20 protein-coding genes and 1 tRNA gene are annotated in these 21,042 nt (G+C 53.5%); 14 read left to right on the forward strand and 7 right to left on the reverse strand.

All coding sequences use genetic code 11. The annotated features are described in order from the left end of the window. The first annotated feature begins 97 nt into the window (after positions 1 to 97). From truD to B2U47_RS01090, 7 genes are all read left to right on the forward strand, one after another. A complete protein-coding gene (truD, locus tag B2U47_RS01060; protein WP_296681355.1) occupies positions 98 to 1,135 on the forward strand; it encodes a tRNA pseudouridine(13) synthase TruD in 1,038 nt (345 codons plus the stop codon). Next, the gene (locus B2U47_RS01065; RefSeq protein ID WP_296681354.1) at positions 1,132 to 2,184 is read left to right on the forward strand and encodes an ABC transporter ATP-binding protein; all 1,053 of its coding nucleotides are present in this window, start codon (positions 1,132 to 1,134) and stop codon (positions 2,182 to 2,184) included. The genes truD and B2U47_RS01065 overlap by 4 nt, the downstream gene beginning before the upstream one ends. Before the next feature lie 176 nt (positions 2,185 to 2,360). Beyond that, positions 2,361 to 4,031 carry a glutamine--tRNA ligase/YqeY domain fusion protein gene (locus B2U47_RS01070; RefSeq protein ID WP_296681352.1) on the forward strand — a complete coding sequence of 557 codons (1,671 nt, stop codon included), beginning with the start codon at positions 2,361 to 2,363 and terminating at the stop codon, positions 4,029 to 4,031. An 8-nt stretch (positions 4,032 to 4,039) separates the two neighbouring features. Then, positions 4,040 to 6,397 (forward strand): mechanosensitive ion channel family protein, encoded by a 2,358-nt coding sequence (locus B2U47_RS01075; RefSeq protein ID WP_296681350.1) that lies wholly within the window; start codon positions 4,040 to 4,042, stop codon positions 6,395 to 6,397. Positions 6,398 to 6,418: 21 nt separating this feature from the next. Then, a tRNA-Arg gene (locus B2U47_RS01080) sits at positions 6,419 to 6,493 on the forward strand. Positions 6,494 to 6,559: 66 nt separating this feature from the next. Continuing rightward, complete coding sequence (gene potA, locus B2U47_RS01085; RefSeq protein WP_414717835.1) at positions 6,560 to 7,618, forward strand: spermidine/putrescine ABC transporter ATP-binding protein PotA; 1,059 nt, start codon at positions 6,560 to 6,562, stop codon at positions 7,616 to 7,618. 135 nt (positions 7,619 to 7,753) lie between these two features. Beyond that, a complete protein-coding gene (locus B2U47_RS01090) occupies positions 7,754 to 8,116 on the forward strand; it encodes a hypothetical protein (protein WP_296681345.1) in 363 nt (120 codons plus the stop codon). 12 nt (positions 8,117 to 8,128) lie between these two features. On the opposite strand, the gene B2U47_RS01095 is transcribed toward B2U47_RS01090, so the two are convergent. Then, positions 8,129 to 8,560, reverse strand: a complete 432-nt coding sequence (locus B2U47_RS01095; protein ID WP_296681343.1) for a hypothetical protein — start codon at positions 8,558 to 8,560, stop codon at positions 8,129 to 8,131. 101 nt (positions 8,561 to 8,661) lie between these two features. Here B2U47_RS01095 and B2U47_RS01100 point away from each other — a divergent pair, with 101 nt between their 5' ends. From B2U47_RS01100 to B2U47_RS01110, 3 genes are all read left to right on the forward strand, one after another. Beyond that, positions 8,662 to 10,665: a cation:proton antiporter gene (locus B2U47_RS01100; RefSeq protein WP_296681339.1), complete on the forward strand. Its 2,004-nt coding sequence runs from the start codon at positions 8,662 to 8,664 to the stop codon at positions 10,663 to 10,665. An 86-nt stretch (positions 10,666 to 10,751) separates the two neighbouring features. Further along, positions 10,752 to 11,264 (forward strand): disulfide bond formation protein B, encoded by a 513-nt coding sequence (locus tag B2U47_RS01105; protein ID WP_296681337.1) that lies wholly within the window; start codon positions 10,752 to 10,754, stop codon positions 11,262 to 11,264. 524 nt (positions 11,265 to 11,788) lie between these two features. Further along, positions 11,789 to 12,049 (forward strand): helix-turn-helix domain-containing protein, encoded by a 261-nt coding sequence (locus B2U47_RS01110; RefSeq protein ID WP_296681335.1) that lies wholly within the window; start codon positions 11,789 to 11,791, stop codon positions 12,047 to 12,049. Between the two features lie 87 nt (positions 12,050 to 12,136). Here the strand turns inward: B2U47_RS01110 and B2U47_RS01115 are convergent, their stop codons facing one another. Further along, complete coding sequence (locus tag B2U47_RS01115; RefSeq protein ID WP_296681333.1) at positions 12,137 to 12,763, reverse strand: helix-hairpin-helix domain-containing protein; 627 nt, start codon at positions 12,761 to 12,763, stop codon at positions 12,137 to 12,139. 223 nt (positions 12,764 to 12,986) lie between these two features. Between B2U47_RS01115 and B2U47_RS01120 the strand changes: the two genes are divergently transcribed. Next, the gene (locus B2U47_RS01120; RefSeq protein ID WP_296681330.1) at positions 12,987 to 14,426 is read left to right on the forward strand and encodes a cytochrome-c peroxidase; all 1,440 of its coding nucleotides are present in this window, start codon (positions 12,987 to 12,989) and stop codon (positions 14,424 to 14,426) included. Position 14,427: 1 nt separating this feature from the next. On the opposite strand, the gene pyrE is transcribed toward B2U47_RS01120, so the two are convergent. The 3 genes from pyrE to asd are packed head-to-tail and all read right to left on the reverse strand — an operon-like array spanning position 14,428 to position 16,819. Continuing rightward, positions 14,428 to 15,069, reverse strand: coding sequence for an orotate phosphoribosyltransferase (pyrE, locus tag B2U47_RS01125; RefSeq protein ID WP_296681328.1), 642 nt, complete (start codon positions 15,067 to 15,069; stop codon positions 14,428 to 14,430). Between the two features lie 36 nt (positions 15,070 to 15,105). Next, positions 15,106 to 15,954 (reverse strand): prolyl hydroxylase family protein, encoded by an 849-nt coding sequence (locus B2U47_RS01130; protein ID WP_296681325.1) that lies wholly within the window; start codon positions 15,952 to 15,954, stop codon positions 15,106 to 15,108. A 16-nt stretch (positions 15,955 to 15,970) separates the two neighbouring features. After that, positions 15,971 to 16,819, reverse strand: a complete 849-nt coding sequence (asd, locus tag B2U47_RS01135; protein WP_296681323.1) for an archaetidylserine decarboxylase — start codon at positions 16,817 to 16,819, stop codon at positions 15,971 to 15,973. Positions 16,820 to 16,880: 61 nt separating this feature from the next. Between asd and prmB the strand changes: the two genes are divergently transcribed. Beyond that, on the forward strand, positions 16,881 to 17,783 hold the full coding sequence (gene prmB / locus B2U47_RS01140) for a 50S ribosomal protein L3 N(5)-glutamine methyltransferase (RefSeq protein WP_296681321.1): 903 nt from the start codon (positions 16,881 to 16,883) through the stop codon (positions 17,781 to 17,783). Here prmB and B2U47_RS01145 read toward each other — a convergent pair. Both B2U47_RS01145 and B2U47_RS01150 read right to left on the reverse strand, forming a co-directional pair. Beyond that, positions 17,780 to 18,301 carry a hypothetical protein gene (locus B2U47_RS01145; RefSeq protein WP_296681319.1) on the reverse strand — a complete coding sequence of 174 codons (522 nt, stop codon included), beginning with the start codon at positions 18,299 to 18,301 and terminating at the stop codon, positions 17,780 to 17,782. The two genes, prmB and B2U47_RS01145, sit on opposite strands and share 4 nt — an antisense overlap. Positions 18,302 to 18,548: 247 nt before the next feature. Beyond that, positions 18,549 to 19,994 (reverse strand): integron integrase, encoded by a 1,446-nt coding sequence (locus B2U47_RS01150; protein WP_296681314.1) that lies wholly within the window; start codon positions 19,992 to 19,994, stop codon positions 18,549 to 18,551. Between the two features lie 449 nt (positions 19,995 to 20,443). On the opposite strand from B2U47_RS01150, the gene B2U47_RS01155 reads away from it, so the two are divergent. After that, the gene (locus B2U47_RS01155; RefSeq protein WP_296681312.1) at positions 20,444 to 20,752 is read left to right on the forward strand and encodes a type II toxin-antitoxin system RelE/ParE family toxin; all 309 of its coding nucleotides are present in this window, start codon (positions 20,444 to 20,446) and stop codon (positions 20,750 to 20,752) included. Then, complete coding sequence (locus B2U47_RS01160; RefSeq protein WP_296681310.1) at positions 20,749 to 21,030, forward strand: addiction module antidote protein; 282 nt, start codon at positions 20,749 to 20,751, stop codon at positions 21,028 to 21,030. Before B2U47_RS01155 ends, B2U47_RS01160 begins: the two co-directional genes overlap by 4 nt. Positions 21,031 to 21,042: the final 12 nt, after the last annotated feature.

Here is a 21,042-nt window from a genome sequence, read left to right on the forward strand (position 1 = left end):
TAGCGGTTTAATGCGATTACCCTATACAATAGCTGCTCCCACGTATGGATTCGCTATCCTTAGCGTTATAATCAGCGTTTTGTACGAAGTGGTTTGTATGACCGATTATAGCAATACCCAGTTTCCTCCCGCCTACCCTGCACCACTCCGTGCCCAGTTCCGAACCTTGCCGGAAGACTTCATCGTTGATGAACAAATGGACATCGCCCTCAGCGGCAACGGCGAACACCTGTGGCTGCAAGTACGCAAAACCGGCGCAAATACCGACTGGGTGGCGAGCCAGCTAGCCCGTTGCGCAGGCATTCCTGCTGGTGAGGTGGGTTATGCCGGTTTGAAAGATCGCCATGCGGTCACTACCCAATGGTTCAGTCTGCAATTGCCCGGCAAATCCGACCCGGATTTTGCCAGTTTGCCGCCGGAAATCGAGATTCTCCAGCAGCAACGCCACGACAAGAAACTGCGGCGCGGAGCACTGAGCAGCAACCGCTTTATTCTCACGCTGCGGAATTGCACAGGCGATTTTGCCGCAGCCCACGCCATTTGCCAGCAAATCACCCAGTACGGTATTCCCAACTATTACGGCGAACAGCGTTTCGGGCACAATTTCGGCAATCTGAAAAAAGCCGCAAGCTGGTTCAAGGGTGAATCAAAACCCAAACAACGCAACCAGCGCAGCCTCTACTTGTCTGCTGCCCGCTCGTGGATTTTCAACCATATCCTCGCCGAACGGGTACGGCAGGGCACGTGGAATCAGCGCCTGCCCGGTGATGTATTTACCTTCGCTGATGGCAATAGCTGGTTTGTCGACGATGCCAGTGCGGAATTGCCACAGCGTTTGGCAGCGCAAACCATCCACCCGACAGGCGCATTGTGGGGCAGAGGCGAGTTACCTACCCAGGCGCAAGCCGCTGAGGTTGAAGTGGCACAAGCTGCCCTGTTCCCGGTATTTTGTGCCGGGTTGGAAAAGCAGGGTCTAAAACAGGAGCGCCGCGCCCTGCGTATCAAGGTGGACGAAATCCATGTTGAAAACCTGTATGATGACACACTAAAGCTGACGTTTGCCTTGCCACCGGGAGCTTATGCCACGGTGTTGCTGGCGCAGTTAGCCCAGACAGTGTTAAAGGAACCCGCATGAGCAAACTGACCCTGCAAAACATCCACATCCGTTACGATGATAGTGCTGTGGTGCATGACGTAAACCTGACGGTAGCCGATGGGCAGATCGGTTGCCTGTTGGGGCCTAGCGGCTGTGGCAAAACCACCCTGTTACGCGCCATTGCTGGTTTCGAGCCTATCACCCAAGGCACAATTACACTCAATGGACAGGTCATCAGTGAATCCGGCAAGCATCTGCCCCCTGAAAAACGCAATATCGGCATGGTGTTTCAGGATTACGCGCTCTTCCCGCACCTGAACATCGCGGACAACATCACTTTCGGCATCCGCAAGCAATCCAGCAAGGAAAAATCCCAGCGCGTCACGGAATTGCTGGAACTGGTCAATCTGCCCGGTTATGCGCAGCGTTACCCGCACGAACTCTCTGGCGGGCAACAGCAGCGCATTGCCTTGGCTCGTGCTCTGGCTCCTCGCCCACGTCTGTTATTGCTGGATGAGCCGTTCGGCAGTCAGGATGTGGAATTGCGCGAAATGCTGGCACGCGAAGTCCGTGACATCCTCAAACGCGAAGGCATGACCGCGATTCTGGTGACACATGACCAGCACGAAGCGTTTGCGATGGCGGATGAAATCGGCGTCCTGCAAAGCGGGCGTTTGCAGCAATGGGATACGGGGTACAACCTGTATCACAAGCCGGTTAATCAGTTTGTGGCAGGGTTTATCGGACAAGGCACCTTGATCGCAGGAACAGTGCTGAATCACAACACCGTATCAACCTTGCTGGGCGCAGTACAAGGGGATGTACCACCTGACTGCCAGCCTGAATACCCGGTTGATGTGTTGATCCGCCCTGATGATCTGAAACTGGTCGCGGATGCACCACGCACAGCCAAAGTGGTGTCGCGGGTATTTCGTGGTGCTGAATACCTGTACGCCCTGGAACTGGCTGACAGTAGCCAGCTCTTGGCACTTGCTCCCAGCCATCAGGATTTCGCCGTTGGCAACATGGTTTGCTTTGAACTGGATATGCAGCACCGGGTTATCCTCAAGCGTCAAGGAGCGGGATGAATATCCCGCAAGCCGGAGTTTTGTCTGAGCGCAGCGAGTTGACGCAGGCTGGAGGGATATTCATCCCGCTCCTTGACGCTGCCAACCAAACACGCCATTTGCAGAATGCCGCTAGACATCCGCTATACTTGGTAGTCTAATTCCCGCATTGCAATAAGTGACAAGAACTATCCAACATGAGCGAAACCAGCAGACCTCTCAACTTCATCGAGCGCATTATCGAAGAAGACCTCAAAAGCGGCAAAGTCAATACCATCCACACCCGCTTCCCGCCCGAACCGAACGGCTATTTGCACGTCGGTCATGCCAAATCCATCTGGTTGAATTTCGGGCTGGCACAGCGTTACGGCGGCACCTGCAACCTGCGCATGGATGACACCAACCCGGAGAAGGAAGACGAGGAATACGTCGAGTCGATCAAGGCTGACGTGCAATGGCTGGGCTATCAGTGGGACGGCGAAGTGCGTTACGCCTCCGACTATTTCGACCAGTTGTACGACTGGGCGGTATACCTGATCCAGCAAGGCAAGGCGTTCGTGTGCGACCTCAATGCCGAGGAAATGCGCCAGTACCGTGGCACACTCAACGAAGCAGGCAAGGAAAGCCCCTTCCGTACCCGTTCCATTGAGGAAAACCTTGATTTGTTCGAGCGGATGCGTGCCGGGGAATTTGCTGACGGCAGCCGTACCTTGCGTGCCAAGATCGACATGGCCTCCCCGAACATCAACCTGCGTGACCCGGTGCTGTACCGCATCAAGAAGGCCACCCACCACCAGACCGGTGACAAGTGGTGCATTTACCCATCGTATGACTACACCCACGGGCAAAGTGACGCGCTGGAATACATCAGCCATTCCATCTGCACGCTGGAATTTGAGGATCACCGCCCGCTGTACGACTGGTGCATCCAGAACCTGCCAGTGCCTGCCGAGCCGCACCAGTACGAATTTTCGCGCCTCAACCTCAACTACACCGTCACCAGCAAACGCAGGCTCAAACAACTGGTGGTGGAAAACCACGTCGACGGCTGGAACGACCCACGGATGCCGACCATCTCCGGGATGCGCCGCCGAGGCTACACGCCCAAAGCGATCCGCAACTTCTGTGAAATGGCAGGAGTGACCAAGGTCGAAGGTGTGGTCGACCTCAGTATGCTGGAACACGCCATCCGCGACGACCTCAACGAGATTTCCCCCCGCGCCATGTGCGTGTTGCACCCGCTCAAGGTCACGCTGACCAACTACCCGGACGACAAGGTAGAAACCATGACCGCGCCAGTACACCCACAGAATGAAGCGATGGGTACGCGCGAAATGCCGTTTTGCTGCGAAATCCTGATTGATCAGGATGATTTCCGCGAAGAAGCCAACAAACAGTACAAGCGTCTGGTACTAGGCAAGCGTGTGCGCCTGCGCAACAGCTACGTGATCGAAGCAGATGCAGCCATCAAGGATGCTGACGGCAATGTCATCGAAGTACGCGCCCGCGTGATCGAAAACACCGTGGGCAAAGACCCGGCAGACGGGGTGAAAGCCAAAGGCGTGATCCACTGGGTATCCGCCCGTGAAAACGTCGATTGCGAAGTGCGCCTGTATGACCGCCTGTTCAATGACCCCGCCCCCGATGCAGGTGGCAAGAACTACCTCGAATTCATCAACCCGCACAGCCTGGAAATCCTGCAAGGCTGCAAGGGCGAAATCGGGCTGGCAAACGCCACGCTGGACGACCGCTACCAGTTCGAGCGGGAAGGGTATTTTGTGCTGGATTCCAAATATTCCACCCCAGAAAAGCCGGTGTTTAACCGGGTAATCGGCTTGAAGGATACGTGGGAAAAGGCAGCGTCATAGCTGATGTTATGCCGGGTAATCTTCGCCATTTTTTCTGCCGTATCTGCCTGCTGCTGACGCTGGCATTGCCCCTTCAGGCTGTCGCCGATGACTTTTCCAGCGATGCCCTGAATGAACTCAGCCAGCAATTGGATATTGCCGAAACCACCTTCATGCAACCCGGCAGCAAGGACATTTACAAGCTCGACAGCCTGAATGTCACTGCCGCCGGGCTGGAGCAACGCGCCCAGGACTGCATCAGTACCTACAGCCAGAAACAGGCACAAACCCAGCAAGCCATTGACAGCCTAGGTGAGCCTGCTCCCGAAGAAGATGCCGAGGTCAAAAGCAAGCGCAAGGAACTGGGCGAACAAAAGCAGCAAGTGGAAAAAACCCTGTCGCAGTGCCGCCTGCTGGGGCTACGTGCCACTACCCTGCTGGAAGAAACCCGCGCGTCTCGTCAGACCATTCTCAAGCAACAACTGTTTGCCCCATCCGAATCCTCGCTGGATCATCTCTACACCCTGCTGTTTGTGCCGGGTGTGTGGAAAACCGAGGCATCCAGTTTGTGGCAAAACCTGAGTTCCCCACCCCTCAACTGGAAAAACCTATGGATTGCGCTGGCTTATGGCACGGCTGGCTTGCTGGTCGGCCTGTTCTGGAGCATCCAGAAAAGCCGCCAGTATCGTGAGCAATTGCCCGTCATTCACAGTACCAGCCCCACACTCGCGGCGGTCTGGCTTAGCCTGCTGCGGGTCATGCCACTTGCCCTGTTTGCCGGGCTGGCTGCCTTGTCGCTGCATTTCGCCCCGCCCGGTTTGCCGACCGTACAGCAATTCATGCTGGTGCTACTGATTTTCAGCCTTAGCTACAGCATCCTGCGTTCCCTGTTACGCAAAACCATGCAAGTGGACGGTATCGTCCCTGTTGACCCGCAAGCAGGGCACAAGCTGTATCTGTGGGCACGTTTGCTGATGCTTGCCACCCTGCTGGGAGTGATTTTTCACTCCCCCCTGCTGGATAACGCTTCCCCGGAAAACCCTGCTGCCAGCAGCCTGACAGGTTTGATCCGACTGACGCTAGGGAGCCTGATCGGCTTTGCGCTGGCACGTCTGGTCTGGCTAATGGCTGGACATTTCCTGTTCCTGCGCCGCAGTCGCCTGCACTTGCTGACGGCTAGCACTCTGGTTGTTGCCGTGGCAAGTCTGTGGCTAGGCTACCGCAATTTCGCCATATTCCTGTTTACTGGCGTATTTGGTTCGTTGTTCCTGCTACTGGCTGGCTGGTTACTGCTCAAGATTCCGACCGAAATCTTTGACGGGCTGGATACAGGCCATACCCCCTGGCAACAACGTTGGCGGGCGCAACTGGGCTTGAAAAGCGGGCAGCCCGCCCCCGGCCTGATCTGGATACGCCTGAGCATCACTCTGGTGGTATCCGGGCTGCTGCTGATCCTCGGTTTGCGCTTGTGGGGAATGCCGGAGCAGAATTTCAGCCTGTTGCTGGCGAAACTGGCAAGCGGTTTCCAGATCGGCGGTTTCACCTTGGAACCCTTGCGCATCATCAGTGGCTTGCTGGTACTGGCCTTGCTGGTCAGCCTTACCCATGTTTTCAAAAAGAATCTGGCGGAACACTGGCTGAGCCGTACCAGCCTGAGCAAGGGTGCACGCGAAGCCATCACCACCGTCTCGGGTTACAGCGGCATTTTGCTTGCCATCCTGCTGGGGTTGTCAATTGCCGGTATCGAATTCCAGAATCTGGCCATCATTGCCGGGGCACTTTCGGTCGGGATCGGCTTTGGCCTGCAAAACATCGTCAACAACTTTGTATCCGGCCTGATCCTGTTGCTGGAACGCCCGATCCGCAAGGGTGACTGGATCAAGGTCGGCAATGCGGAAGGCTATGTGCGCGAAATCAGTATCCGCTCCACCACCATCCAGACCTTTGACCGTTCCGACATCATTGTGCCGAACTCGGAAATCATTTCCGGGCAAGTTACCAACATGATGCTGAATGACAACTTCAGCCGCATCATCCTGCCCGTCAGTGTTGCCCACGGCTCGGATACGGAACGGGTGATGGAAATCCTGCGGCAGGCTGCCAATAACCACCCGAACGTCCTGAAAAACCACAACGACATGAAAATCACCGTGCTGTTCCGGGGTTTTGGTGAAAACGCACTCAATTTCGAGTTGCGCTGCTTCATCCGCGAGGTGGAATCCAGAGCCATTGTCATCAGCGACCTGAATCTGGCGATTGATAAGGCATTCCGCCAACCTGGGGTAGAAATCCCCTTGCCACAGCGGACAGTGCATCTGGTCGCAGAAGAAGTTGCCCATTCAGCAAAAACTGTACAATCCCCTGCCAAACCCGCTGATTTAGGCTAGAATGTGCTTCCCACAAGCAGTGGCCCCATAGTTTAATGGATAAAACGGCCCCCTCCTAAGGGGCAACTAGTGGTTCGATTCCACTTGGGGCTGCCACTCTTACCTCTCTTCATGGAGGCTGACCCTGTGACTAGTGGCTCTTTTTTCCTGACCCTTGCTGGCATTACCAAACGCTTCGACTCACAGGAAGTCCTGTCCGGTTTTGACCTGCACATCAACGATGGCGAGTTTTTTACCCTGTTAGGGCCATCTGGTTGTGGCAAAACCACGGTTCTGCGCCTGATTGCCGGTTTCGAGCAAGCCGATGAAGGCAAAATCCTGCTGAATGGTGTCGACATCAGCCAGGTTCCAGCGGAAAAACGCCCGGTCAATACCGTATTCCAAAGCTACGCCCTGTTTCCACACATGAACGTGTTTGACAACGTGGCATTCGGCCTGAAAATGGCTGGTATCCCTCCTACAGACATTGCGGAACGGGTTGCCGAAGCCTTGACCACCGTACAACTTGTGGATTATGGCGCACGTAAACCCCATCAGCTTTCTGGCGGACAGAAACAGCGGGTAGCGATTGCCCGAGCCTTGATCAACCGCCCCAAGGTGCTGCTGCTGGATGAATCGCTCAGCGCCCTTGACCACAAATTGCGCCAGCAGATGCAACTTGAACTCAAACAGTTGCAGCGCAAACTGGGTATTACCTTCATCTACGTCACCCATGATCAGGAAGAAGCCCTCTCCATGTCTGACCGAGTACTGGTCATGCACAACGGGCAGGCGCAACAGGTAGGAACACCTCGCGAGATTTATGAATCCCCACACAACCTGTTTGTTGCCCGCTTTATTGGCGAAAGCAATGTGTTTGCTGCCGACATCCTGCGTGAAACCGGCGAATACCGCTATTTGGCACGCATCATGGGCAGTGAAAGGGAAATCCGCGCCGACCAGCGCTTTGCGGCTGGCGATCAGGTGCATGTCATCCTGCGCCCGGAAGACTTGCGCATCGACTGTCGCCCCGATAACAGGCAAGGCTTCCCCGGCAAGGTTCTGGAACGCAACTACACCGGGCAGACCCTAAACTCCCTGATCCAGCTTGAAAACGGGCAAACCGTCATCGCTCACGAATTCTTTGACGAAGACGACCCTGATTTCGACTACAGCATCAACCAGCAAGTAGGCGTGGACTGGGTTGCCGGGTGGGAACATGTGATTCCGGCGGAAGCATAAGCCTACCGCCCGTCGCCGTTGGTAGGTTACATTTGCCCGCTTGTCCTGCTCCACACGCTCATATCCGCACATTGCTCAGCGCTTGCCGTACACTCTTTGCAAAGGAATGATGTCAAGAAACACGGAGCAAAGACCATGGCATTAACAGGCGTTGACAGCAACCAATCACTGGTTACTTCTCATGCAGACAATAGTGATACCGAAGTATCAGCAAATAGTGAAGCCGCATTCAAACAGGTTTCCGGGCTGGACTTGTCAGGTGGTAACAACGACGTATTACTCGCCCTGCTGGCACTCGTGGTGACACTGTTGCAAAAAATCCAGCAACAGCAATCGACCAACCAGACAACACGCCCACAAAACGCCTGGTCAGATTACCAGAATGGCAATTTCTGGAATTCTGGTAACTCCAGCCTGTACCCGAATTTCTGGAGCGACTACAAATCACCGTTCCTGTGGGGTGATTCATCCGAAGAAAACAGCAACAGTTTTTTCTAGACCAACAGAACATCAGTCACAACGTTTATTGGCACTGGTAGCTGCTGCCCGTGCCTCGATTTCATAGGGGTTGTCCCAGTACATCCGCTTACCTTGCCACTTGACCCACAAGCCTGCCAACAGATACACCAGTGGAAACAGAAAACCCCAGCGTTCAAACTGCGCCACATGGGTACGTTCGTGTACACGGCTGCTATCCAGATGTTGCGGTGAAATTCCCACCACTACATGCCCGACAGTGAAAGCATTGGCAGGGCCGAGAAACGGCAAGCCACGATCCAACCATGCACCAACCGCCCCACCCCAGATTTCCAGCACCCCGGAATGGATGTTGTAACCTCCCCCTGTCCACTTTGCCAGCCATGCCAAGGGCGCGAACAGTACCGACACAGGCGCAACCCAAAGGTAAAGGAGCAGACTGAACCAACGTGGTCGTTTTTTCATGGTGAATATTTATCCATAACCGGCACAAGGGAGTAACTTTGCAGCATAATAGCGGTCAACAAACACAGTAAAAAAATTCAGCTTAGCGAAAAGGGCATCCTGTGGAGCACAGCATTAACATATTACACGGCATCCTGCTGTTGCTGGTATTGTCGGTTGGCGCAGTTACCGTTTTTCGTAGACTTAACCTTCCCCCCATTCTGGGTTATCTGCTGGTTGGTGCATTGACCGGCGAACATGCGCTGGAATGGATCGGCAGTGACAAAAACGGCGACTTCGCTTTCATGGGTGAAGTCGGGGTCGTATTCCTGCTGTTTGCCATTGGTCTGGAATTTTCTGCCAAACAGTTCATGGCAATGCGCCATACCATCCTGGGTCTGGGCGGGGCGCAAGTCGTCCTTTCCACCCTGTGCGGCATAGCCATCCTCAGTTATTTCGGCACATCGTGGCAAGGTTCGCTGGTGGCAGCGGGAGCCTTGGCCATGTCATCCACTGCCATTGTCATCAAGCAATTGTCAGAACAGGGTGAAATGCGTTCCCGCCACGGGCAAATGGCACTAGGCATCCTGCTATTTCAGGATATTGCGGTCGTGCCGTTCCTGGTCATCATACCGGTGCTATCCGGGGAAAATGCCGCCACCCAAAGTGGCGCGGAAATCGCGCTGAACGTTAGCGTAGCCGCCTTGCTGTTTGTCTTCATGCTGGTGGTCGGGCATTACACCCTACGCCCCCTGTTCCAGTACATTGCGCGAGCACAATCCATCGAACTGTTCAATATCACGGTGCTGCTGGTAGCGCTGACTTCCGCCTGGATTACCGCCTCCCTCGGTCTGTCGTTGGCACTCGGTGCATTCCTAGCGGGCATGTTGCTGAGTGAGACCGAATACAAACACCAGATCGAAAGCGAAATCCGCCCCTTTCGCGACATCCTGATGGGTATATTTTTCATCAGCGTAGGCAGCAAGCTCAACGTCGAAGTATTGCCGGAATTATGGCAACCGATTCTGCTACTGGTGCTGGGGCTGACCATTGGCAAAGGCTTGCTGATCGCCCTGCTCGTCCGCATTTCCGCCAACAACGACCGTACTGCCCTGCGTACTGGCATGGTGCTAGCGCAAGGTGGTGAATTCGGCTTTGCCCTGCTGGCACTGGCACTTAGTAACGGTATGCTGACTTCCAACGAATCTCAGGCAGTGCTGGCTTCCATCATTATCAGCATGGTGCTTTCACCCATCATCATCCGCTACAACGAAAGCATTGCCAGTAGACTCTTGACGGATCAGCAACACCAGCGTGAAGCCCATGAATTCAGCACTGCGGTGCAGGAAGTGGCTGATCACGTCATCATCTGCGGCTACCGGCGCATGGGGCAAGGTTTGGCAAGATTACTGGATGCACAGGGCATTTCCTTCATCGCGCTGGATCTTGACCCAAGCATCGTGCAGGAAACCCGTGACGCAGGCGACCCGGTATGGTTTGCCGACGCCAGCCGCCCGGAAATCCTCGAAGCTGCCGGTTTGCACCGTGCCCGCATGGTGATCATCACCGTGATTGATATTGAAGTCGCCAAACGGATTACCGAAACCATCCGGCACATGCACGACAGTATCCCGGTACTGGTGCGCACCCGCGACGAACGCCAGACAGAAGCCCTAGAGGCCCTGTCAGCCACCGTCCTGCACGAACCACTGGAAGCCACTGTCATGGTGGCAGAACGGATGCTGCAACAACTGGGAGCACCACCCGAAGAATTACTGGCGATCACCGCCGACATCCGCCGCGACAATTATAAAGTCCTACGCAGCTATTACCACGGCGACAAAGCCAAAACCCTGCAAGGTCGCAGCGAAACCTTCCTGCACACCGTCATCCTGCAAGCGGGTGATTATGCCTGTGAAAAAACCATTGCCGAGTTACACCTGCAACGCCACGGCGTGAGCATCAAGACCTTGCGTCGGGGAGACATTCGCGGCGACCTGCCAGACCCTGACATGCGCCTGCAAGTTGGCGATACACTGATTCTGGAAGGCGAGGCGGATCATTTCCGGGTAGTGGAAAGCATCTTGCGCACAGGCGGCAAGATCAGCAAAAATAATCCGGTCTAAATCATGAAAATCAGCTATAAACACTGCCTGCACCGAAATTTGACTTACAATGGAATATAATTAGACAACTCAGGGAGAATCCCATCATGAACAAGCGCCCCTATTATTTGTTTGCTTTTCTGTTCTGTTTGACCATGTTGGGCGTTGCCCTGTTCCTGCAACGGGTTGTTGGTCTGGAGCCTTGCCCGCTGTGTATTTTTCAGCGCATTGCCATCTTGTTCATCGGCTTGGTTGCCTTGCTGGCATTTCTGCACAACCCCAAAGGCATCGGTGACAAGGTATACGGTTTCCTGCTAGTGCTGGGCGCACTGGGCAGTGCTGGTGTTGCTATCCGGCATGTCTGGCTGTTGAGCCTGCCCAAAGAAGAAGCAGTTGCCTGCGGCCCCGGCCTTGAAATCATGCTCGATCGTTTCATCGAATATCTCCCTCAGGGACAAATCACGGAAGTGTTGTTCCGCAGCGCCGCCGAATGCACTGAAGTCACCTTTTCTTTATTCGGCTTGGGGCTTCCACAACTGACTTTCCCCGTTATAATAGGCTTCGCCTTGTATCTGGTTTGGCTTTTTTTCAAGCAGCAGAAACCAGCTCGCTACTGGTAGGAAGACACAGTTTTTTCCTTAACAACCATGACTTAAGCAGATAAGTGGTCATTTAGGCTATTCTTTTAAGCCGCTTGTCTGCTCCTGATGGTTTTTCAGTCGCTAAATGGTATTCTTTTATTCAAGGTGTGCGTTATTAGACTCGGGTAGCACCTGCGAGCCTGAGTGAATGATGCACACTGATGAACTGATGTTCGGGCGCTCAGCCTGGAGGGCGAAGGTAGAGATATTCCAGTAAACCAGCGTATTCCTGCGCAGCAGGGAACTTTCTGGGTTCACAGATGTCCACTTTGCTTGAAAGGCTGTAGGGGCACATCAGGGCTATTCACGACTTGACGGAACGGACATTAATACCTCCAAGCAGCAAGGAAGCACACGGATGGCATCAGGTTGTTCAACAAACAACCAAAAGCCATTTAACAAGGATTTTTGACAGTATATGTCCTAAAAAACAGTTAGCTGCGGTTAATGATCTTTCAGGTATGATCGAGCTAACAAAATACTATTAATAAGGTTGCATAAACATGACGAACACATCTTCTCGTATAGCTGGTCTGGATTCTTCATTGTCAGAAACGGTTAACCGTGTACTGCAAGACTATCTGGATACCCTGGGCGACCATGAGGCCACCAATATTTATCGCTTGGTACTGGATGAAGTTGAACGCCCCATGCTGGAAATCATGATGCGCTACACACATGGCAATCAATCACGTGCAGCACAGTGCTTGGGCATTAACCGGGCAACCCTGCGCACCAAACTGAAGCGCCATAACCTGCTCTGATTTTTGTCGGGTAATCTGTTATCCCAACAAGCGAGTGCCCGCATCAGCGGGCACTATCATGATGGATTTTGGTTTAACGCGGATAGTTCACCCTTTCAGTGAGGCCTGATATTCCTTCAAGGCTTTCCAGTCACCTGCCTCAGCCATTTTGGCTTGTGCCGCCCAGCTTTCTGCGGCTGCCTTGCCATAACGGATACCGCTGTCTGCCAGACGGGCATTCACCTCTTCCACACTCATCTCCACCAGTTGTGCATAACGACTAATTCCAGCAGCTTTCATCGCTTCTGCCAGCTTGGGGCCGATTCCACCCAGTTTGGTCAGGTCATCGTTACTGGTCACAGTCTGCATTTCCGGCTCCACCTGAACGACTGGTTCGGCTGCTTCCACCGCCACATCCGGTTCTGCTGCCACGACATCAGGCACAACCGCTTCCGGCACAACCTCTGTCAATGCTTCCGGTTCAGTTGGAACAGGCGGAACCACAGCAACAACAGCAGATTCTGTTGCCTGCACAGGTGCTACTGTAACGGCATGAGCTGCCGCAGCCTGCAATTCCCGCACCTGCTGTTGCAGCTTTTCATTTTCCTTGCGAGCCGCCTGCAAAGCGACTTCAACTTTTTTCTTTGGGTTTGGCACAAACAGGCGCACGAAAATCCATTCGACCAACCAGCCTGCCAATACCCCCAGTATAAATACCCCTGCTAATGTAGACATTCTATAAACTCCCTTAAACTCTCAAGTACATTTCAACGTTTTTTTACTAGACCCGGATTTTAAACGTACCAGCATACCCGCAGAATACACCAAATGGTAGGGTTCAGCAGACAAACCTCCTCCCGGCTTGATCTATGACAATGTAATAATGGTCTGGTCATATCCATAACCCCATATGATCATGAAATCAGCTTATTTTCCATTGGCTTGCGTCCTGTTTTTAATGTTAGCTGGCTGTTATAAAGATACGGCATCTGTCGATGCTTATGTACCTGACAATAGCAGTGCGTCCATTTTGCGTGCCGAAACCGATATTGAACTGGGAAAAATCATCCAGCAGCGCGGTTTGCACGCCAATCCTGCCAAAGACAAAAACCTGCCCAGCATTGAAAGCCCGCTGGCGCAACTGGGCATGAAACTGTTTTTCAGCAAAGCCCTGTCTGGTGATCTGGATGTTGCCTGTGCCACTTGCCATCATCCCCTGCTGGGCGGTGGTGACAACCTATCGCTTTCCATCGGTGTCAATGCCACCGCCCCGGATGTCGTCGGCCACAAACGCCTGTTACAAGGCAAGCTGTCACCCGGCGTACCGCGCAACGCTCCAACCACCTTCAATATCGGCTTATGGCAAAACGTCATGTTCCATGACGGGCGAGTGGAACAACTGGCATCCGGCATTCATACCCCGGATGTTGCCCCTGCCGAGGTCGACCCGCACGCAGGCAGCAATCTGGTACATGCCCAAGCACGCTTCCCGGTGACATCCAATCATGAAATGCGTGGTGAAACATTCGATGCGGGTGGAACCACTCAGTCCTGCCGCGACAAACTGGCTCAGCGACTGGGCGGCTATGGAGACACTATGCAGGGCAAGCTGTCAGATGCAGAAACCCGTTACTGGCTGGATGCTTTCCGCGCGGCTTATGCACAACCAGTGGCAAGCGCTCCCGAGCTGATCACCGAACACAACATTGCCGCAGCCCTGGCAGAGTACGAACGCTCACAAGTCTTTATCAGCAACCCTTGGAAGCATTACGTGGAAGGCAATCTTGCCGCCATCAGCCCCGCAGCCAAACAGGGAGCCTTGCTATTTTTCCGGGAACGTGGGCAAGGCGGCTACGCTTGCGCCAGTTGCCACCGGGGAGATTTCTTCACGGATGAACAATTCCGCAATGTCCTGCTGCCTGCCATCGGCCCCGGCAAAAGCAATGCCAGCAACCCAAACCTCCAGCGGGACTATGGGCGCTGGCTGGTCACGCAACAAGAAACTGACAAGTTCCGTTTCCGAACCCCTAGCCTGCTGAACGTAGCGGTGACTGGCCCGTGGGGTCACAATGGCGCTTACACCAGTCTGCCTAGCATGGTGGAACACATGCTCAACCCGTTTCAAGCTGCCCTGAATTATGACCCGGCGCAACTCAAACAACCCGGCATCCAGACCGGGCAGTTGCAACAAAACCTGCGGGAAATGCTGACAGGCGACAGCGACCTTGCCGGACAGCCTTATCCGCCGGAAGATGTCGGGAAACTGGTAGCATTCCTGCATACCCTGACTGACCCGTGCGTCACCGACAAGGCTTGCATGGGCAAATGGATCCCGCCAACAGAACAGTCACGGCAGGATCCGATGGGTTTGCAGTTGAATGCGCGGTTAGAACCGTAAATCAGATACCGTATTGGCTACGGTAAGTTTGTACTTTCGTCAACAGTTCAGGGTCGTTCAGTTTGTCACCCACGTGATTGATGACTTCGCCCAACCCCACGATACTGATGACCTGGATGCCATACAGGGCTTCAACCTCTTGGACGGCTGACTGCGTACCCGTGCCGCGCTCCTGTCGATCAAGGGAAATCGCCACGCCCGCTAGCGTTGCCCCCTGCCCTGCCACAATCTCGGCAGATTCACGGATGGCTGTCCCGGCAGTGATCACGTCATCCACCACCAGCACCCGGCCTTGCAGTTGCGCCCCGACAATCGTGCCACCTTCACCATGCGCCTTGGCTTCCTTGCGGTTGAAAGCATAGGGGTAATCCTTGCCGTGATGCTCATACAAAGCCATCGCTGTAGCAGCCACTAACGGAATCCCCTTATAGGCAGGCCCGAACAGCACATCAAATTCCAGCCCGGAATCCACAATCGCCTGAGCGTAAAACCTACCCAGTTGTGACAAAGCCGAACCGCTCTGGAACAGCCCGGCATTAAAGAAATACGGGCTAACCCGACCTGACTTGAGGGTATATTCACCGAATTTCAGCACTCCCTGCGCAATGGCGAATTCAAGGAAAGCTTGTTGATACTGTTTCATGGACGGCATTCCTGCTTGGCAATGGAAAGGGCGGGATTATACGGCAAGACCTTCCTCGGCATAAAACATCTCGCCATGACCTTTTTCACGGAACCATTTGGTAATGATGACCTTCTTGCCCTCTTCCACCGGCATCCCATGATGCAGGGTATGACGGTTGGGCGTACCATCCGGCAACAGGTTGTTCCAGACGACCGCCAGCCCTTTTTTCGGATAAAAAATCTGGTCGATGTGCAGGAAATGGGTTCCCCCCCCTTTGAGGGTATCATTCAGATACACCATGAATGTCCAGGTACGTTGCCCCAAATCCTCGGCAAACTGCTGATAAATGTCGGTATTGGGCACGAAATAATCATGATGCGCCTTGAATTCCTGCCCGATGGCATAGTGCTGCGCCTGAATTGGCTCGGAATACGGCAAACGTACCCCCAACGTGCGGGCAATTTTTTCATCCACATAGCGTACAAACGGGTCAAGATTCTCATCCAGATGGCAGGTACTGCTGGTACGGTACATTTTGTCACCGCTGTCATGCGTCACCAGCGAAGGGCGCAGTTTGGCTTCAGTTAAAGCCACCACCTTGTCGCATTCCTCAGGGGTCAGGAAATTGTCGATGGTGTAAAGCTGAAGCAGGTTAGTATCAAAACGTTTCACCCCGGCAGCCTGACCGTGAACTTCCAGTGTGCCTGCCAATGACAGGTAATCCACCCCGGAAGCCGTTTCCTCCAGCTCAATCCCGACCGGGTAAGCAGCCCCCATCATCCGCTGGATAGAACCGGTATCAAAACCGTTTTCGCGCATGATCTTGTACAACTCGCCGACATTACAGCCACGCAACAGGTTTTGATCCAGCCATGCTTGCCATTCCTGATCAAATGCGGACATCGTAACCTCCTGTCAATTACCAACTTGCCAAACGCTCACCCAGCTTGAGCGGCTGGTCAGCCGCCAGAATGCTTTCCCACTGCATGTTGCCGTTTTCCAGCAGCAGAATAACGGTGGAACCCATGTTGAACCGCCCCATTTCTGCACCCTTTGCCAGTGCCACATCTGCAAACACCTGCCGCTTGACACCCCAGCCTTGTGGTGGTGTCACCAGACCATCCCACACCGTTTCAATCGCTGCCACATTGATGGCCCCCACCAGTACCATCGCCAGCTTGCCGAATTCGGTATCAAATACCGCCACCACCCGTTCATTGCGAGCAAACAGACGTGGAATGGTACGGGCGGTATGGCCTGCCACACTGAACAAGCGCCCCGGCACATACACCTGCTCCAGCAACTTGCCGGACAAGGGCATGTGGATGCGGTGATAATCACGCGGCGACAGGTAAATGGTCATGAATTGCCCATTCATGAAGGCTGCTGCACGGTTTTCATCCCCCCCGAGCAATTCCAGCGCAGAGTAATAATGCCCCTTGGCCTGAAAAATCCGCCCATCCTCAATTCGTCCCATCTGACTGACGCGCCCATCCACCGGACTCACCAGCACATTGTCCCCTTCTGCCACCGGACGCAGTTCCGGCCTGAGCGGGCGGGTAAAGAATGCGTTGAATGTCTGGTAACTAGCGGGGTCAGGGTTACGCGCCTCTTCCAGATTGACCTTGAAAATGTCACTGAACAGGCGGATAGCCCCCGGTACAACCGTCGGGCACTGAATACGGGTCAGGCGAAAAACCAGCCGGGAAATGAAGTGGTGCGGCAGGATATACAACGGCCAGGATTTCAATATGTCGATGATATTCATTGGTGTTGGAGTCTTGAGTAGAAATGCGGGATGATAGCGCACTTTTACCGGTGTGCTAATCATGGACTTCAACCACGCTGACCTGCTGACCATCAAGGACTATATCCGCTGGGGAGCAAGCCGTTTTGCCGAAGCGCAACTGAGTTTTACCCACGGCATGGCTTCCCCCTTCGACGAAGCTGCGTATCTGGTACTGCATACGCTGCACCTGCCGGTCGATACCCCTGATTTGTATTTTGACAGCCGCCTGACCAGCAGCGAACGTGCAGCCGTTGCCAACATCATCCGTCAGCGGGTGGAAACGCGCAAACCAGCCGCCTACCTGACCCAGGAAGGCTGGTTCCTTGGCTTGCCGTTTTACGTGGATGAAAGGGTACTGGTCCCGCGTTCACCGATTGCCGAATACATCGAAAAGCAGTTCGCACCTTGGATTGACCCGGCGGATGTGCACAATATCCTGGATTTGTGTACCGGCAGTGGCTGTATCGGCATTGCTTGCGCCTACGCCTTCCCGCACGCACAAGTGGATTTGAGTGACATTTCCGCTGATGCCCTGAGCGTTGCCAACATCAATATCGAACGCCACCATTTGGGTGGACAAACCCACGCCATCCAGTCCGACCTGTTCGACAACCTGCAAGACCGCCGGTACGACATCATTGTCAGCAACCCGCCGTATGTGGATGCCGCAGACATGGCTGCCCTCACCCCCGAATTCCTGCACGAACCGGCTGATCTGGCACTCGCTTCCGGGGATGACGGGCTGGCACATGTACGCCGCATCCTGCATGACGCCGCACATCACCTGAGCAGGCATGGCATTCTGGTGGTGGAAGTGGGTAACAGCCAGTACGCCCTACAGGAAGCCTACCCCGACGTATTGTTCCACTGGCTGGAGTTTGAGCGCGGCGGTGATGGCGTCTTCCTGCTCACCGCCGATCAGGTACGGGAACTGGCAGCTTAAGGTTTCAGGCGGTAGGTATAATAAGAGGTGTCACCGCTGGTTCCACTGTAGGGGTAAGTCACCGTACCGCCGCCATTGTTACCCATAGTGTTGTTGCCAACATAACAACTGGTACGTTGCGCACCCTGCAAATCATTCAATGGGAAGAACCCCTGACTGTACGCCAGATTGGCAGTATCCGCTGAAACGGTAAAGATATTGATCTTGCCGTCAGCCCCGCCGCAGAATGCCGCATACATGCGCCCATCCATCCCGCAGGAGCTGCCCTTCACCTGCACCCCCGCCATCTGCAACTGCTGGTGCATCGCAGCCAGCGGCACACCACCACCTTCACACTGGCGTGACCCTTGGTATTTGTAGATTTCCACATCCGGCTGCGTGTAAACCGGCGGCTGTTGCGGAACCCACGGGTTCACCCATGGCCCACCGATTCCCCCCATGTTTCCGCCCGGTGCAACACAGGCACTCAACAGCAAACCAGACAACAGGGCAACACCCCCAACGCGAATGAATGACATGGAATACTCCTCGTAACGTGTTTATTGATAAAGGCTTTGACTGACAGACAACGGGGACAGTTCCGACACAATTCCTGACTATTTTATTGTAAATTTCATTGCATTTTTCTTGCCCGTTCAGGTTCTATAAATTTTCATGATAAGTTACAATCGGCTGGACATTGTAGCAGTCTGTCGGAATTTTACGACAGTTTGTCCGATCCTTGGTCGGTACAGGCCAGGGCGGTAGCGTTCCAGAATTCAGCTATCAGATCATGTCAGCCGGGCTTCTGACACTGATTCCCGGCGTGTTCAGCACATGGGTATAGATCATGGTTGTCGATACATCCGAATGCCCCAATAACTCCTGTACCGTGCGAATGTCATAGCCAGACTCCAGCAAATGTGTCGCAAAAGAATGACGTAAGGTATGCGTCGTAGCATGTTTGGTGATTCCCGCCTGTTTCACGGCTTTACGGATAATCTTCTGCAAACTGGTTTCATGCAAATGATGACGCCGCACCAAACCGCTACGCGGGTCAACGCTTACCGAACTGGCTGGAAATACGTATTGCCAACGCAACTCCCGCGCAGCCTGCTGGTACTTCTGGCTCAAGGCTTCAGGCAAATACACTTCACCCCAACCATTACGCAAATCAATCTGATGCAAACGCTCTACCAACGCTAGCTGTTCTTTTAGCGCAACCTTGAAGCGTTCTGGGAGTGGCACAACACGATCTTTTCCTCCCTTGGCATTACGAATATGCAACTGGTTGTAATCAAAATCCACATCCAGCACCCGCAAAGTAATGCATTCCATCAACCGCAAACCACCACCGTATAGCAAACCCGCCATCAAATGGTGTGTCCCCTTGAGTTGCTGGAACACACGCCGCACCTCTTCGCGGGACAACACCACCGGCAATTTGCGCTGGCGCTTTGCCCCGATAAATTCATCCAGATCATCCAACGGCTTTTGCCAGACCTGATTGAACAAAAATGCCAAGGCATTCAACGCCTGCTTTTGTGTAGACACCGAGACATGGCGTTTCAACGCAAGGTATTCCAGATAATGCTTGACGTGCTGCCCATTCAGATCACGCACATTGTGGGGCTTGTGGTAATAGAAAAACCGTGAAACCCACGCCTGATACGTCTGCTCCGTGCGGATAGAGTAATTTTTCAGACGGATCGCCCGTACCACTTCAGCAATCGCAGGCTGGTAACGCTGATAAAGCTCATTGGAACAACGCTCTTCCCCATCCAGCGTTGCCAAACCCTCCAGCACATTGCTGTAGTCGCGAGCAACCGTTGCATGATTCACTTCCAGGGGCTTTGCTGACTCACGCCAGTAGTCCCAGTCAAAATCACACGCCCAGGAAAGCTTCAACGCCAGACTAAACAGAATCCGTATAGCATCGACCACCTGCCCAAACTGCCAGGCTTGCAACTGCGTTTCCCGCCCTACCCTGTTCAGAAATATTTCAACATGACGAGCCGTATGAGTACGGATGTGTTCATCGGGAAATTCTGCAATGTATTGCTTGGTACGCAGCACATACCAAGAGACCTTGTCTTTCTTAACATTTTGTTTCAGCAGGAAAAGTGAGTAATTCCCCCAAAACTCGCGGGAGTACGTCATTGCAGGATCAACCGAGCGTGCTGTATGCTTCTTGTCCATGAAAATCAGTGTAATTGGGGCAACATCACGCATGATAATCCGAGACTATACGGAACGCTGTACGAACTGGATAGACGGCATTTGCTCACCGATTACTCGCAGTCTGCCTAATCTGTTAGATATGGATTCCGTCCAATAAACTGTTGGCGGGGGTTATTACCGATAAATATCGCCAGATTGAGAGAGCGCAAAAAGTTGGTTCTTCCCTTGGCGACAAAGTGCGGTGGCTACGTTCATTTGCCTGAATTGGTGGTTTCCCAACCTTCACTGTGCGCTGATGCGTGACAGACAACACCAACTTGAGCGACCGAAAATAGAACAATTGTCCCTTGCTGACAAAAAAGGTGGTCATGTTCATTTGCCATGATTGGTGGTTGCCTAATCTCTACAGTGCGCTGATGCGTGGTAAGCCGTGCCAAATTTGAACACCGAAATAATGGGATGATCCTTTACATCCGTATCTGTTCGGATACAATTAACCCATGAATATCATCCTCAAGTCAGACAAGTTTGATGATTGGTTATCCAATCTGAGAGACAAAAAAGCAAAAGCCAAGATTGCTTTACGGCTTGGGCGTGCTGAACAAGGCAATTTTGGTGATTGTGAGCCTGTCGGTGAAGGCGTGTCTGAGATGCGCATCCATTACGGCCCCGGCTACCGTCTTTATTTCACCCGGCGTGGTGAGGTCGTTTATTTGTTGTTATTGGGTGGCGACAAGTCGACCCAACAAGCTGACATCAAGAGAGCCATAGAGATGGCTAACAATCTGCCCAAGGAATCAACGCCATGACAAAATTTACCCCATTTGATGCGGCTGATTATCTTGACGATGAAGAAACTATCGCTGCTTATTTATCCGAGGCACTTGAAGACCCTGACCCTGATATATTCCTGATGGCTGTCAGAACCGTTGCCCGCGCCCGTGGCATGGCACAACTGGCTAAAGATTCAGGGCTTGGTCGGGAGAGCCTCTATAAAGCCCTGACCCCAGGAGCTAAACCCCGTTATGACACGATGATGAGGGTGATTCGTGCACTTGGGGTCAAATTACACGCTGAAGCCGCTTAAAAATAAATTAAT

Source organism: Thiothrix sp. UBA5583, from assembly GCA_002425225.1.
In the GTDB taxonomy this organism is placed as follows: Bacteria; Pseudomonadota; Gammaproteobacteria; order Thiotrichales; family Thiotrichaceae; genus Thiothrix; species Thiothrix moscowensis.